The organism is Pantoea phytobeneficialis (assembly GCF_009728735.1).
Classification (GTDB): Bacteria; Pseudomonadota; Gammaproteobacteria; order Enterobacterales; family Enterobacteriaceae; genus Pantoea; species Pantoea phytobeneficialis.
On the sequence record NZ_CP024636.1, the window covers coordinates 4,297,888 to 4,311,290 of the forward strand.

Here is a 13,403-nt window from a genome sequence, read left to right on the forward strand (position 1 = left end):
ATCCCCAGACATTACTCACCCGTCCGCCACTCGTCACCCAAGGAGCAAGCTCCTCTGTGCTACCGTTCGACTTGCATGTGTTAGGCCTGCCGCCAGCGTTCAATCTGAGCCATGATCAAACTCTTCAATTTAAGTTTGATGCTCAAAGAATTAAACTTCGTAATGAATTACGTGTTCACTCTTGAGACTTGATATTTTTTAAGTCCGTAGACTTTTGATATCAATCCTGCGAGTGCCCACACAGATTGTCTGATAAATTGTTAAAGAGCAGTGCGANCAGCGGGTTAACCGTCTGTCGCGAGGTGGCGTATATTACGCTTTCCTCCTTCAGAGTCAATCTCTTTTTCGAGATTTTTCTCTGGCGGGATGAATCACTTCGTCCCTCGCTGACCGTCTGCGTTGCCGCTTTGCCGTGTCAGTGGAGGCGCATTATAGGGAGATAATTCTGACTGACAAGCGTTTATTGCAAAAAATTGACTGAGCGCTACTTTTTTATACGAACGATTTAAAAACAGGCATTTTGCGATGAAGAAACAGCCAAAAGCGCCGCCCTCTCGGCACAAATCATCGTAATGGCCTCAAACGTAAGTGCTATCCTGTTGGTCCAATCGCAGTTTTTCCCCTGCTGCAGACAGAATTTTATTAAAGAAGGACTTTAAATGATTCGCTCCGCGCGCAGTATGGCCGGTTTGCCCTGGATCGCCGCTATGGCATTTTTCATGCAATCGCTTGATGCCACTATCCTCAACACCGCGCTCCCTGCCATTGCGACCAGCCTCCAACGCTCTCCCCTTGCCATGCAATCCGCCGTTATCAGCTACACACTGACCGTAGCGATGCTAATTCCTGTCAGCGGCTGGCTGGCAGATCGCTTCGGTACACGCAAAATCTTTATCCTTGCAGTAACCCTGTTTACCCTCGGTTCACTGGCCTGCGCCTTGTCTGGCAGCCTGAGCCTGCTGGTAATTTCGCGCGTGGTGCAGGGGATTGGCGGAGCCATGATGATGCCCGTTGCGCGACTGGCGTTGCTGCGAGCCTATCCACGCAGTGAATTACTGCCGGTTCTCAACTTTGTCACCATGCCCGGTCTGGTTGGGCCGATACTCGGTCCCATGCTCGGCGGCTTGCTGGTCACCTATGCCAGTTGGCACTGGATTTTCCTGATTAACATTCCCATCGGCCTGCTTGGTATCTTTTATGCGCGCAAGTACATGCCGGATTTCACGACACCCAAACGCCGCTTCGACTTTGGCGGCTTTGTGTTATTTGGCGTAGGTTTAGTGTTGATCTCGATTGGCATCGAACTGTTCGGCGAACGTATTGTGTCGCCCTGGCAGGCAACCGCCGTCCTGTTTACCGGTGTATTGTTGTTGCTTCTTTATATAGTACATGCGCGCCGCCATCCGGCACCGTTGATCAGTTTGCCGATGTTTAAAACCCGCACCTTTTCCATCGGCATCATTGGCAATATCGCCTCACGTCTTGGAACTGGTTGTATTCCCTTTCTGATGCCGTTGATGTTGCAGGTTGGCTTTGGTTATCCCGCGATTATCGCCGGTTGCATGATGGGGCCGACCGCCATCGGTTCGTTACTGGCGAAATCCACCGTTACCCAAGTCTTGCGACGCTTTGGTTATCGCCACACGCTGGTCGGTATTTCGGTCATTATCGGCTTCCTGATTGCCTCCTTCTCGCTGCAAACGCCAGGAGGAAGTGTGTTATTGCTGCTGCTGGCGTTGTTTGTGCTGGGAATGGCAATGTCGACACAGTTCACGGCGATGAACACCATCACCCTGGCGGATCTGAATGATGAGAACGCCAGCGGTGGCAATAGCGTGCTGGCGGTAACGCAGCAACTGTCCATCAGCTTTGGGGTGGCGGTGAGTGCCGCCGTGTTGCGCTTTTATCAGGAATTTGACGGCACCACGGTACAACATTTCCATGCCACCTTCCTGACGATGGGGGTGATCACGGTACTGGCCGCGTTTACCTTTATGTTGCTGCGCAATGGCGATGGCCGCCATTTGATCACTAACCGCGATAAAAAGAAGAAAAGCGCTTAAACCGAACCGCGCTCCACCAGCTCCGGCGTCAGGACCAGCGTTTGCTGACTGGCGTCGGGATCGCTCATGCGATGAATCAGGGTATCAATCGCCAGCTCTCCCAACTCATCCTTTGGCTGATGGACGGTGCTTAACGGCGGCGTGAGATAACGCGCCAATTCAATGTTGTCGTATCCCATCACCGCAATATCCTGCGGTACGCGCAGACCAGCCTGAAACAGCGCATGGTAGACACCCACAGCCATCGCATCATTGCTGGTAAAGACCGCTTCCGGCAGCGGATCCAGCGTCAGCAACTGATTCATGGCGTTAAAACCACCCTGAAACTCAAAGTCACCATCAACGACGTAGCCCGGCAGCACCGGCAATCCACTGTTGGACATTGCTTTCTGGAAGCCATCCAGACGCAGTCGCGCCGGGGTTTTATCCAGCGGCCCGGCAATGCAGGCAATACGACGATAGCCACGATCGATCAGATGCTGGGTGGCCATCTCACCGCCCAGCAGCGCGTTATCCTGAATAATGTCGCCACGCCCTTCAAACGGTGCCCAATCCATCATCACCATCGGAATCGACGGATAGCGATTCAGAATATCCGCCGAGGGCAGGTGGGTTTCCGTACACATGATCAGCAGGCCATCAACGCGCTTTTGCAACAGCGTTTCCAGGCTGCGATTCATGCGCTCCTCATCACCTTCGGTGTTACACAGAATCAAACTGTAGCCACGCTCATAACAACTGTTCTCAACGCCGCGCACCACTTCGGAATAGAAGGGGTTATTGCTGGCCGTCAGGAGCATACCAATGGTGCGTGTCTGATTTATTTTCAGGCTACGTGCGAGGGCAGATGGGGCGTAATTCAGGGAACGGATGGCCTGCTCCACCTTTTCACGCACCTGCTCGCTAACAAAGCGATTGTTATTAATGACGTGTGAAACGGTGGAGGTGGAGACGCCCGCGAGACGGGCGACATCTTTCATGGTAGCCAAACGCTTAGCCCTGTTGTTGCAGGAAGGCATCAATCTCGGTACGCCACGGCACCGAGGGCTGAGCGCCTGGGCGCGTAACGGCAATAGCCGCCGCCGCATGCGCGAAACGTACCGCATCATGCATCAAGACACCTTCCAGACGGGCGGTAATAAACGCGCCATTGAAGGTATCGCCAGCCGCGATGGTGTCGACAGCCTGTACGCTAAAGCCAGGAATGCGTACACCCTCGCCTTTCTCGCTCAACCAGACACCGCGACGGCCCAGCGTAATCAACACCGTCTGAATACCTTTGCTGTGCAATGCCGCCGCTGCACGCGCCGCATCTTCATCGCTTTTCACTGCGATGCCGGTGAGAATTTCCGCTTCGGTTTCGTTCGGCGTGATGACATCAATCAGCGCCAGCAATTCATCGGAAAGATGCGTGGCAGGAGCCGGATTAAGAATCACCTGCGTCTGCTGCGCTTTGGCGATTTTCGCCGCCGCCAGCACGCTTTCCAGCGGCGATTCCAGTTGCATCAACAACGCATCTGCATCCGCGATCACCTGTTGATGGCGATCAACGCAGGCAGGCGTTAACGCCGCATTGGCACCGGAATAGATGCCGATATTGTTTTCACCTTCGCCATTCACGAAGATCATCGCCACACCGGTGGCTTCATCCGCTACGGTTTCCACCGGCGCGGTATCAATTCGGTCCTGTTGCAGCTGCTGGCGGATACGCTCGCCAATATCATCAGCGCCCACACAGGCAATAAAGGCGATATCGGCACCTGCGCGCCCGGCTGCTACCGCCTGATTAGCCCCTTTGCCGCCAAAGGCAATCTGATACTGTTTCCCGATCACCGTTTCGCCCGGACGTGGAAAGTGGGCGAGGTTAAGGATGTGATCGGCATTGATGCTGCCAAGTACGGCCAGTTTTGCGCTTTTGCTCATAGGGAGTGATCCATCAAAGTTGCGCCACCTCAATGGTGGCGCGTTGCCCTGCTTTTCTTCGCGTGTTATTTGGTAACCAGTTTCAGATCGACCGGGTTGATCGCCTGCACTTTTTCACCTTTCAATACTTTATCCGCAGTCTCTACGCCGATGATACCAATCTTGTCAGGCATCTGCGCAACGGTCGCAGTCAGTTTACCGGCTTCTACCGCTTTTACACCGTCAGCGGTGCCGTCAAAGCCCACCACCACCACATCGGTTTTACCGGCGGTTTGCAGTGCGCGCAGTGCGCCCAGCGCCATTTCGTCGTTCTGTGCGAATACAGCCTGCACATCCGGATGCGCCTGCAACAGGTTCTGCATCACGTTCAGACCTTTGGTACGGTCAAAATCCGCTGGCTGGCTGGCGAGGATATTGAATTTATGTGCATCGGCAGCCTGTTTGAAGCCATCACCGCGCTCACGCGCCGCTGACGTACCGGCAATACCCTGCAACTCGATGATTTTCGCGCCATCACCCAGTTTTTTCGCAATGAAGTCACCCGCCATTTTGCCGCCAAAGCGGTTGTCAGATGCCACATGACTCACCACCTTGCCCTGTGACGCTACGCGGTCGAGGGTGATCACCGGAATATTCGCCTGGTTCGCCATCTTCACGGCGTTGCCTACGGCATCAGAGTCGGTAGGGTTAATCAGCATCAGTTTGGTGCCACGCACGGTGAGGTCCTGCACGTTCGCCAGCTCTTTCGCCGGGTTGTTCTGCGAGTCCAGCACCACCAGGTTATAACCCAGCTTGTCGGCTTCTTTCTGTGCGCCATCTTTCAGCGCCACAAAGAACGGGTTGTTCAGGGTAGAAACCACCAGAGCGATAGTATCCTTCGCCATCGCGCTGGCACTCAGAGTGGCGCCAAGAATGACGGCCAATGCGGTTAACTTTTTCATGAATTCATCCTGTGTGAAGGTCAGAGTTATTTACTGCTTTTGTTATCCACCAGCACTGCCAGCAGAATTACCACTGCTTTTACAATCATTTGATAGTAAGAGGAGACACCTAACAGATTGAGGCCGTTGTTCAGGAAGCCGAGAATCAATGCCCCGATCAGCGTCCCCATGATACGACCTTTACCACCCGCCAGGCTGGTACCGCCCAACACCACAGCGGCGATCGCATCCAGTTCATAACCCGTGCCCGCTGTCGGCTGCGCTGATGAAAGACGCGCTACCTCAATGGTGCCCGCCAGCGCCGCCAACATGCCGCACAGTGAATAGACGATAATTTTGACGCGGTTAACGTTGATACCAGACAAACGCGTGGCCGCTTCATTGCCACCCAGCGCGTAGATATAACGCCCCAGACGCGTGTGATGCAGCATGTACCAGGCCAGCGCGAACACCACCGCCATCAACCATACCGGGGTCGGGATGCCCAGAGGGCGACCAATACCGAACCAGCCAAACAGGTCGGCGTTGTCGCTAAAGCCGGTATTAATTGGGCTGCCGTCGGTGTAAACCATAGTGACGCCACGCAGCAGCAGCATCATCACCAGGGTGGCGATAAACGCCTGCACTTTGCCGCGTGCCACAATGGTGCCGGTGATGCCGCCAATCAAGGCACCCAATGCCAGCGCAGCCGCTACCGCCACCAGCGCATTAACTTCGTGCCCCACAATCGAGGCGGCCACCGCGCCGGTCAACGCCAGCAGCGAGCCAACGGACAGATCGATACCAGAGGTCAGGATCACCAGCGTCATTCCCACCGCCATAATGGCGTTGACCGAGGTCTGTTGCAGGATGTTGAACAAGTTGGCGACGGTGAAGAAATTCGGGCTTAGGCTGGCGACCACGGCGATCAGCACAATCAGCGCAATCAGCGATTTTTGCTCCAGCAACCAGGCTTTGCTGAACCAGCGACGGCTGGCGGGTAAGGTTTGGGTACTCATACAACTAACTCCTCGCTGTGTTGCTTACCGACTGCCGCTGCCATCAGGGATTCCTGGGTAGCCTGCTCACGGGTAAATTCGCCACTCAGATGGCCTTCATGCATCACCAGAATGCGATCGCTCATGCCCAGAACTTCCGGCATTTCGGACGACACCAGGATGATGCTCAGCCCATCGGCTTTAAACTGGTTAATTAACTGATAAATCTCTTTTTTTGCCCCAACGTCCACACCGCGCGTCGGTTCATCAAGGATCAAGACATTCGGTCGCGTCATCAGCCCACGGGCAATCGCCACTTTTTGCTGATTACCGCCAGAAAGCAGGCCGATCGGCTGCTCCATCGACGGGGTTTTCACATTGAACAGGCGGATAAAATCGCCCACCGCCAACTGTTCTTCCGCGTGTTTCAGGCTGCCATTACCCCGACTGAAGTAGCGCAGCGCGGTCAGGGACATGTTTTCTTTTACCGACATGCCCAGCACCAGACCGTCGCGTTTGCGGTCTTCGGAGATATAGACGATGCCATTTGCCAGACCATCCTGTGGCGCATGCGTCACCACATCACGACCATCCAGCGTGACTTTTCCGCCGCTACGTGGCAGTGCGCCATATAACAGCTTCATCAGTTCGGTACGCCCCGCGCCCATCAGGCCGGAAACGCCCAGAATTTCGCCTTTACGCAGGTTAAAGCTAACGTCATGTACTCCCGGTCCGCTCAGGTTTTCCATCTGCAAACGCACGGCACCCGGAGCCTGGTCAAGATGCGGGTATTGTTCTTCCAGCTTGCGTCCGACCATCATCTCAATCAGGCTCTCTTCACTCAGCTCGCTGACTGGACGTTCGGCAATAAACTGACCGTCACGGAACACCGTGACGTCATCGCAAATCTCAAAGATCTCTTTCATGCGGTGGGAAATGTAGACAATGCCGCAACCCTGCGCTTTCAACTCATTGATCACGCGGAACAATGACAGGGTTTCGGTATCGGTCAGCGCATCCGTCGGCTCATCCATGATGATGACGCGCGACTGAAAGCTGAGAACCTTAGCGATCTCCACCATCTGCTGGTCGCCAATCGACAAATCACCCACCAGCTTATGGCTGTTAAAACGCAGGTTCAGACGCGCTAACAGCGCATCCGCCTCGGCATACATCTTTTTCCACTCAATGCGGCCAAAACGGTTCACAAATTCGCGGCCAAGGAAGATGTTCTCCGCCACCGTCAATTGCGGGATCAGGTTAAGTTCCTGATGAATGATGCCAATGCCCGCTTCCTGAGACGCTTTTGGCCCGGAGAACGTGGTTTCTTTACCCAGCCAATGCAGCGATCCGGCATCCATGCTGTAAATACCGGTCAGCACTTTCATCATGGTGGATTTACCGGCACCATTTTCTCCCACCAGCGCCATCACCCGACCAGGCCAGACGGCCAGTGAAGCCCCTTTCAGCGCTTTCACACCGGGAAATGACTTTTCAATCCCTTTGAGTTGCAATAACGGTTGCATAGCGGCCTCAGAAGGTAACGCCCGCGCTCAGGATGACATTCGCATACGGAGAGCACTCTCCGCTGCGAATGACCGCCTGACTACGCTGAGTCTGTTGTTTGAACTGTTCATGACTGGTGTAACGAATAGCGATGGTATTTCCCTGGTGTCGCTGCAAGGCATCGAGCACGGCGAGCAGTGCGCTATGGAGCTGCGGGTTGAACTGCTTAATCTCTTCCGCCATCAGGGCGCTCTCAACCTGCATCTCCTGAGTGACCACCTCAACAACCTGTAAAAACTCGGGCGTACCCGGCGTCAGCGCCAGATCAATACGTTGCGGCCCCACAGGAATGGGTAAACCCGCATCGGCAATCGTCAGCGTATCCGTGTGTCCCAGACGGGCAATCACATGAGAGATTTCAGCGTTTAACAAGCGACCTTTTTTCATTTCTTCCACTCCACAGCGAAACGTTTCGCTGACCGGAGTGTATAAAAAATGCATAGCAACTCAATGGCGGCATCACGGAAATGTGATCACCATCGAAACGTTTCGCTTGTGCCAGAAAATATTTGAGTTAGGCGAGGAATAAATCAACCTCCGCTGACAACAGCATAAGAATTTTCACAATGAAGAAGAGAAATACCCCACGCAGTCAGAAGAAATTCCCTTCTCATCCTTATGTTAAGTTTTTTCAGAGGTAACGAAATGTGTATTTGTCATGGATAACAACGCAGGAATCGAAGGATCGAAGCTAATGGATTTTAAATTAAAAGCACTCACCAGCCTGATTACCGTTTCACTGGTGGCCGCCGCTTATGCCAATGAGGGGGACATAACACCCAATTACGCCACAACAAGCCCTGTCGCCATCGCTTCTGCCGATTTTAGTGTTACAAGTTCAGCAGAAGAATCCGTCCTGTATGAACTGGATGCTTCTGCAAGTCAGAATGCTGTCTCTTTCCGTTGGCGAGTAGCAGAAGGAAAGGGTGTCTTCTGGTTGCAGGAAAAACCGGGGGGAGGATGGAGAACCGAGGTTAATCAGGCGAAAGCAACAGCGCTGGTCCCGGCAAACCATACCGGCATTGCAGTTTATGAAGTCAGCGTAACGGACAAAGATGGCAACACCGATACCCGGCAAGTCACCATGACCGCCATTTCCCCGTTGTATTCATCCGTTGAGGAAAATCTGGCTAAACCCACTGAATTTCCCGACTGGGGTGAAGAAAACACTTATATGGCGGGAGATAAGGTCACCTTCGCCGGGATTAAGTACATCGCGACAAAATGGACACAATCTACACCCGCTAATGGCGCAGGCTGGAAGTTTGCAGATCCGGAGCAGCTGCGGGAATGGAACAAATCAATGTCTTATTCCCGCAAAGATAAAGTCAGCTGGCAGGGAAAAGCCTGGAAAGCGGCGTACTGGACGCAGGGGAATACGCCAGGAGAACATTCCGTCTGGCTGGAATTATAAGCGGGCTGCCGGAGCAGCCCCGCCAGATTATCAGGGGAGTTTTCTGACCTGTTTCACGTCCAGTTCAATGGCGTTGAAATCCTTATCCAACTCACCGGTTAACTCAACGCGATCTTTTGGCGAAATGGTTTGCCCGTCCCAGCGTTTGTGATCGATTTCGACCTTCATGGTGCCGGTATCATCGCGGAACAGATAATCCTCTTTGCCGATTTGCTTATCCAGATAACCACGCACGGTGATCCAGCTATCGTCCTTCATCTCCTCAGCCTGCTTAACCGTCACGACACTGGTGTTACCAGCCTGAAAGCCACCGGAGTGACTTTGTACCGCCGGCGCATTCGGGTCAACAAATCCACCCTGCTGTGCCGCCAGAACCGGCATGGAAGCCAGTGCAACGATTGCGAAAAGTGCTGCATGCTTTTTCATATTTTCACCTCTTCTCCATGAATGTGCGGAATACGGGGGCTATTTCAACATAAGGTTCTTAACAGGATCTTAAGGCCGATCAATTTATTAAAATTCGTGAAAATCAGGTCAAATGTCGTGATTTCTCCTGTACATGAACGCTTCTGCTTCGTATAACTCCAGGCTAAAGGGAGGCGCATACATGCGGATTTTATTGATTGAAGACGACACCTTGATTGGCGACGGCCTCAAAGTCGGCCTGACCAAACTCGGTTTCAGCGTGGACTGGCTGGTTTCAGGTGAAGCTGGATTTCAGGCGTTGAACTCCGCCCCCTGGGATGCAGTGATTCTGGATTTGTCACTGCCGGAACGAGATGGACTCGATATTCTGCGCCAATGGCGTCAGCAAGGTCAGGATGTACCGGTATTGATCCTCACAGCACGCGATGCGCTCGATCAGCGGGTTCAGGGTTTGCAACTGGGCGCGGATGACTATCTTGGCAAACCTTTTGCCCTGACCGAAGTAGCTGCACGCCTGGAGGCACTGATTCGTCGGCGTCATGGTCAGCTACAGCCGGAGCTGCGTCATGGCAAGGTGGTAATGTCTCCTGCCAGCCACAGCGTACTGGTTGCTGGCGAACCGCTCCCCCTGAAAAGCCGTGAACTGGCGTTGCTGGAACTGTTCCTGCGTAATCCCGGCCGGGTCCTGACACGCAGCCAGCTGGAGGAAAAACTCTATAGCTGGGATGACGATGTCTCCAGCAATGCTGTCGAGGTGCATATCCATCATCTGCGTAAAAAGCTCGGCAGCCAGTTTATCCGTACCGTGCATGGCGTCGGTTATACGTTGGGAGCGGCAGAATGAGTCTGTTCCTGCGGCTCGCCATCGGTTTTATCTTGTTGATCATGCTGTGCTGGGGCAGCGCCAGCCTGAGCGCCTGGCATCAGACACGCGAAACCGTCAATGAACTGTTTGATACCCAGCAAATGCTGTTTGCCAAGCGCCTGCTGGCGCTCGAACCCGCCACGCTGCAAAACGTCACTCTGCCGAAAAACAAGGCATTACTGAACCATCATCGCGGTAAACAGGATGATGACGCGCTGGCTTTCGCCATTTTTAGTGGTGATGGCAAGTTGCTGCTCAATGATGGCGAAAAGGGTCGTGATTTGCAGTTTGCGGATGGACGCGATGGTTTTCGCAATGGACACCTGCGCGGTGATGATGACAGTTGGCGTCTGCTGTGGCTGACGTCACCCGATCAACGCTATCGCGTAGTGGTGGGACAGGAGTGGGATTACCGCGACGATATGACCAGCGATTTGGCACAAAGCAGCATTGTGCCGTGGCTGATTGCACTGCCTTTTATGCTGGCACTGCTGCTGGCGCTGGTGTGGTTTGAACTGCGCCCGTTAAAACGCCTCACCGCCTCACTCCACCAGCGCGCAGCCGATGATGACACACCGTTACCCCTGGCGCGCCTGCCAAAAGAAGTCCAACCGCTGGTACTGGCATTGAATGGTTTGTTCAGCCGCATGGCGGATCTGGTGCAGCGTGAACGCCGCTTCACCTCCGATGCAGCTCATGAGTTGCGCAGCCCACTGGCGGCGCTGCGGGTGCAGAGTGAAGTGATCCAACTGGCAGATGACGATGAGATCGTACGCAAACGGGCGCTACAACAACTGGATACCGGGATCCTGCGTGCCACCCGGCTGGTGGATCAACTGCTGACGCTCTCCAGAGTGGAGGCGGATGATCTGCGCAGTGAATTCCAGCCAACCGCCCTGGCCCCGCTGCTGCAAAGCGTGTTAGCCGAGCATTTTCCCCAGGCTGAACAGAAACATATCGATTTGCAGTTACACACGACATTCCAACCGGTGATGAACGGTCATCAGCTTCTGCTGGCTTTAATGCTGCGCAATCTGCTGGATAACGCGCTGCGTTATACCCCTGACGGAGGGCAGGTAACGGTGAACCTGACCGCTCGAACCCTGACTATCGATGATAATGGCCCAGGGGTAAGTGATGAGGCATTAACACGCCTGGGCGAACGTTTCTGGCGTCCTCCGGGACAAACGCAAACCGGCAGTGGGCTGGGGCTGTCGATTGTGAAGAATATCGCGCAACTGCACGCTATCCGCGTAGCATTCAGTCAGAGAGAAGCAGGGGGGTTGCGCGTCACGCTAAGCTGGTAACGGACGCGCACAACAACATTAAATTTCGACCTGGGTTCCCAGCTCAATCACCCGATTAGGAGGGATTTCAAACTGATCCGGTGCGCGCAGCGCATTGCGTTGCAGGGCGAGGAACAACTTACCGCGCAGACGCAGATACCACGGACGATCGCCAATTATCAGCGATTCATGTGACATAAAGAACGAGGTTTCCATCATGCGGCAGTTCAGCCCTTCCAGCCCACAACGATGGAAAATCTCTTCCACATTAGGCGTTTCACGCCAGCCGTAGCTGGCTACCACGCGCCAGAACGTGGGCGACAGCTGTTCAATCGTCACACGTCGTACGTTATGTACATAAGGCGCATCTTCGGTACGCAAGGTCAGCAGCACCACGCGTTCATGCAACACCTTGTTATGTTTGAGATTGTGCAGCATCGCAAACGGAATCACGTTCAATGCACGCGACATATACACTGCGGTACCAGGAACTCGCACCGGCGGCGATTTCTCCAGCGAGGCAATCATCGCCTCAAGCGAATTGCCGTGTTCATGCATACGGCGCAGCAGACGGAAACGCTCGCTTTTCCAGGTGGTCATGACGATAAACATCACCAGCGCCAGACACAGCGGCAACCAACCGCCGGAGAAGATTTTCACCAGGTTGGCAGAGAACAGCGAGACATCGATACACAGCATTGCCACCAGAATGAAACTGACGGCAATTTTATTCCAGTGCCAGTTTTTGATCGCCACAGTGCAGGAAAGAATGGTGGTCAGCACCATAGTACCGGTCACCGCGATACCGTATGCCGCCGCGAGGTTGCTGGAGTGTTCGAAGCTGACGATAACAATCAACACCGCGAAATAGAGCAGCCAGTTGATGACCGGCACATAGATTTGGCCGGACTCCATCTCAGAGGTGTGAATAATACGCATCGGCGGCAGATAGCCGAGACGCACCGCCTGACGCGTTAACGAGAACACGCCGGAAATCACCGCTTGCGAGGCAATCACCGTCGCCAGCGTGGCGAGGATCAACAACGGAATCAGCGCCCAATCGGGGGCCAGCAGGAAGAACGGGTTTTTAATGGTTTCCGGATGCGCCAGCAGCAACGCGCCCTGACCAAAATAGTTCAGCACCAGCGACGGCAGAACCACAGCGACCCATGCCAGGCGAATCGGCAGCTTGCCGAAGTGCCCCATATCGGCATACAGCGCTTCCACCCCGGTAATTGATAACACCACCGCGCCGAGAGCAAAGAAAGAGATGGTTTTATAATGCAGGAAGAAGTTCACCGCATGTGACGGGTTGAGCGCCTGCAACACTTCCGGGTTTTTGATGATGCTGTTGGCACCGAGCACCGCCAGTACGATAAACCACAGCAGCATCACCGGGGCAAACAACTTACCGACAATCCCTGTGCCGTGCTTCTGGATCATAAACAGCAGCGTCAGCACCGTGATCGACAAAGGGACAATCCAGGGGTCGAGCGAAGGCGCAGCAATCTCCAGACCTTCAATTGCTGACATCACCGAAATCGCCGGGGTGATCACCACCTCGCCATAGAAGAAGCTACCGCCAATCAATCCCATGATCACCAGAATCGCGGTGGCTCGGGCACCGGTATTACGCCCGGCCAGCGACATCAGCGTCAGGATCCCGCCCTCACCGGCGTTATCGGCGCGCATCACGTAGCTGATGTATTTCAGCGACACCACCAGGATCAGTAGCCAGAAAATAAGGGAAAGGAAGCCAAAGACCGCTTCACGTTCCACGCCAAAACCAAACTGGCCGGAGAGACATTCGCGCAAGGTATAAAGTGGACTGGTACCAATATCGCCATAGACCACGCCGATTGCGGCCAGCGTGACAGCACCAAGGGACTGCTTGTTTTCCGAGCTCATAGAGTTATCTTTTGTTGGAGTCGATCAGGCGGTT

The 13,403-nt window shown here is 54.1% G+C and carries 13 protein-coding genes; 5 read left to right on the plus strand and 8 right to left on the minus strand.

The genetic code is table 11. The features are described from left to right. The coding region (locus CTZ24_RS26665; protein ID WP_209012098.1) for a hypothetical protein at nt 1–185 on the plus strand (185 nt) is incomplete at its 5' end. Nucleotides 186–659: 474 nt separating this feature from the next. Further along, complete coding sequence (gene mdtD / locus CTZ24_RS20030; protein WP_208724445.1) at nt 660–2,063, plus strand: multidrug transporter subunit MdtD; 1,404 nt, start codon at nt 660–662, stop codon at nt 2,061–2,063. On the opposite strand, the gene rbsR is transcribed toward mdtD, so the two are convergent. From rbsR to rbsD, 6 genes are all read right to left on the minus strand, one after another. Further along, complete coding sequence (gene rbsR / locus CTZ24_RS20035) at nt 2,060–3,052, minus strand: ribose operon transcriptional repressor RbsR (RefSeq protein WP_367998811.1); 993 nt, start codon at nt 3,050–3,052, stop codon at nt 2,060–2,062. The two genes, mdtD and rbsR, sit on opposite strands and share 4 nt — an antisense overlap. 4 nt (nt 3,053–3,056) lie before the next feature. Further along, complete coding sequence (gene rbsK / locus CTZ24_RS20040) at nt 3,057–3,986, minus strand: ribokinase (protein ID WP_208724446.1); 930 nt, start codon at nt 3,984–3,986, stop codon at nt 3,057–3,059. Between the two features lie 65 nt (nt 3,987–4,051). Then, entirely contained in the window at nt 4,052–4,927 is an 876-nt protein-coding gene (gene rbsB / locus CTZ24_RS20045; protein ID WP_021183614.1) for a ribose ABC transporter substrate-binding protein RbsB, read from the minus strand. A 26-nt stretch (nt 4,928–4,953) separates the two neighbouring features. After that, entirely contained in the window at nt 4,954–5,925 is a 972-nt protein-coding gene (rbsC, locus tag CTZ24_RS20050) for a ribose ABC transporter permease (RefSeq protein ID WP_021183615.1), read from the minus strand. Next, nucleotides 5,922–7,430, minus strand: coding sequence for a ribose ABC transporter ATP-binding protein RbsA (rbsA, locus tag CTZ24_RS20055; protein WP_208724447.1), 1,509 nt, complete (start codon nt 7,428–7,430; stop codon nt 5,922–5,924). The genes rbsC and rbsA overlap by 4 nt, the downstream gene beginning before the upstream one ends. Before the next feature lie 7 nt (nt 7,431–7,437). Further along, nucleotides 7,438–7,857 carry a D-ribose pyranase gene (gene rbsD, locus CTZ24_RS20060; RefSeq protein ID WP_013511083.1) on the minus strand — a complete coding sequence of 140 codons (420 nt, stop codon included), beginning with the start codon at nt 7,855–7,857 and terminating at the stop codon, nt 7,438–7,440. Nucleotides 7,858–8,128: 271 nt separating this feature from the next. Between rbsD and CTZ24_RS20065 the strand changes: the two genes are divergently transcribed. Beyond that, nucleotides 8,129–8,884, plus strand: coding sequence for a carbohydrate-binding protein (locus CTZ24_RS20065; protein ID WP_208724448.1), 756 nt, complete (start codon nt 8,129–8,131; stop codon nt 8,882–8,884). Nucleotides 8,885–8,914: 30 nt separating this feature from the next. Here the strand turns inward: CTZ24_RS20065 and CTZ24_RS20070 are convergent, their stop codons facing one another. Further along, complete coding sequence (locus CTZ24_RS20070; protein WP_021183618.1) at nt 8,915–9,310, minus strand: YgiW/YdeI family stress tolerance OB fold protein; 396 nt, start codon at nt 9,308–9,310, stop codon at nt 8,915–8,917. A gap of 181 nt (nt 9,311–9,491) precedes the next feature. On the opposite strand from CTZ24_RS20070, the gene qseB reads away from it, so the two are divergent. Further along, the gene (qseB, locus tag CTZ24_RS20075; RefSeq protein ID WP_208724449.1) at nt 9,492–10,154 is read left to right on the plus strand and encodes a quorum sensing response regulator transcription factor QseB; all 663 of its coding nucleotides are present in this window, start codon (nt 9,492–9,494) and stop codon (nt 10,152–10,154) included. Further along, the gene (qseC, locus tag CTZ24_RS20080) at nt 10,151–11,482 is read left to right on the plus strand and encodes a quorum sensing histidine kinase QseC (protein WP_208724450.1); all 1,332 of its coding nucleotides are present in this window, start codon (nt 10,151–10,153) and stop codon (nt 11,480–11,482) included. Before qseB ends, qseC begins: the two co-directional genes overlap by 4 nt. A gap of 18 nt (nt 11,483–11,500) precedes the next feature. On the opposite strand, the gene kup is transcribed toward qseC, so the two are convergent. Beyond that, nucleotides 11,501–13,369 (minus strand): low affinity potassium transporter Kup, encoded by a 1,869-nt coding sequence (gene kup / locus CTZ24_RS20085; protein WP_021183621.1) that lies wholly within the window; start codon nt 13,367–13,369, stop codon nt 11,501–11,503. Nucleotides 13,370–13,403: the final 34 nt, after the last annotated feature.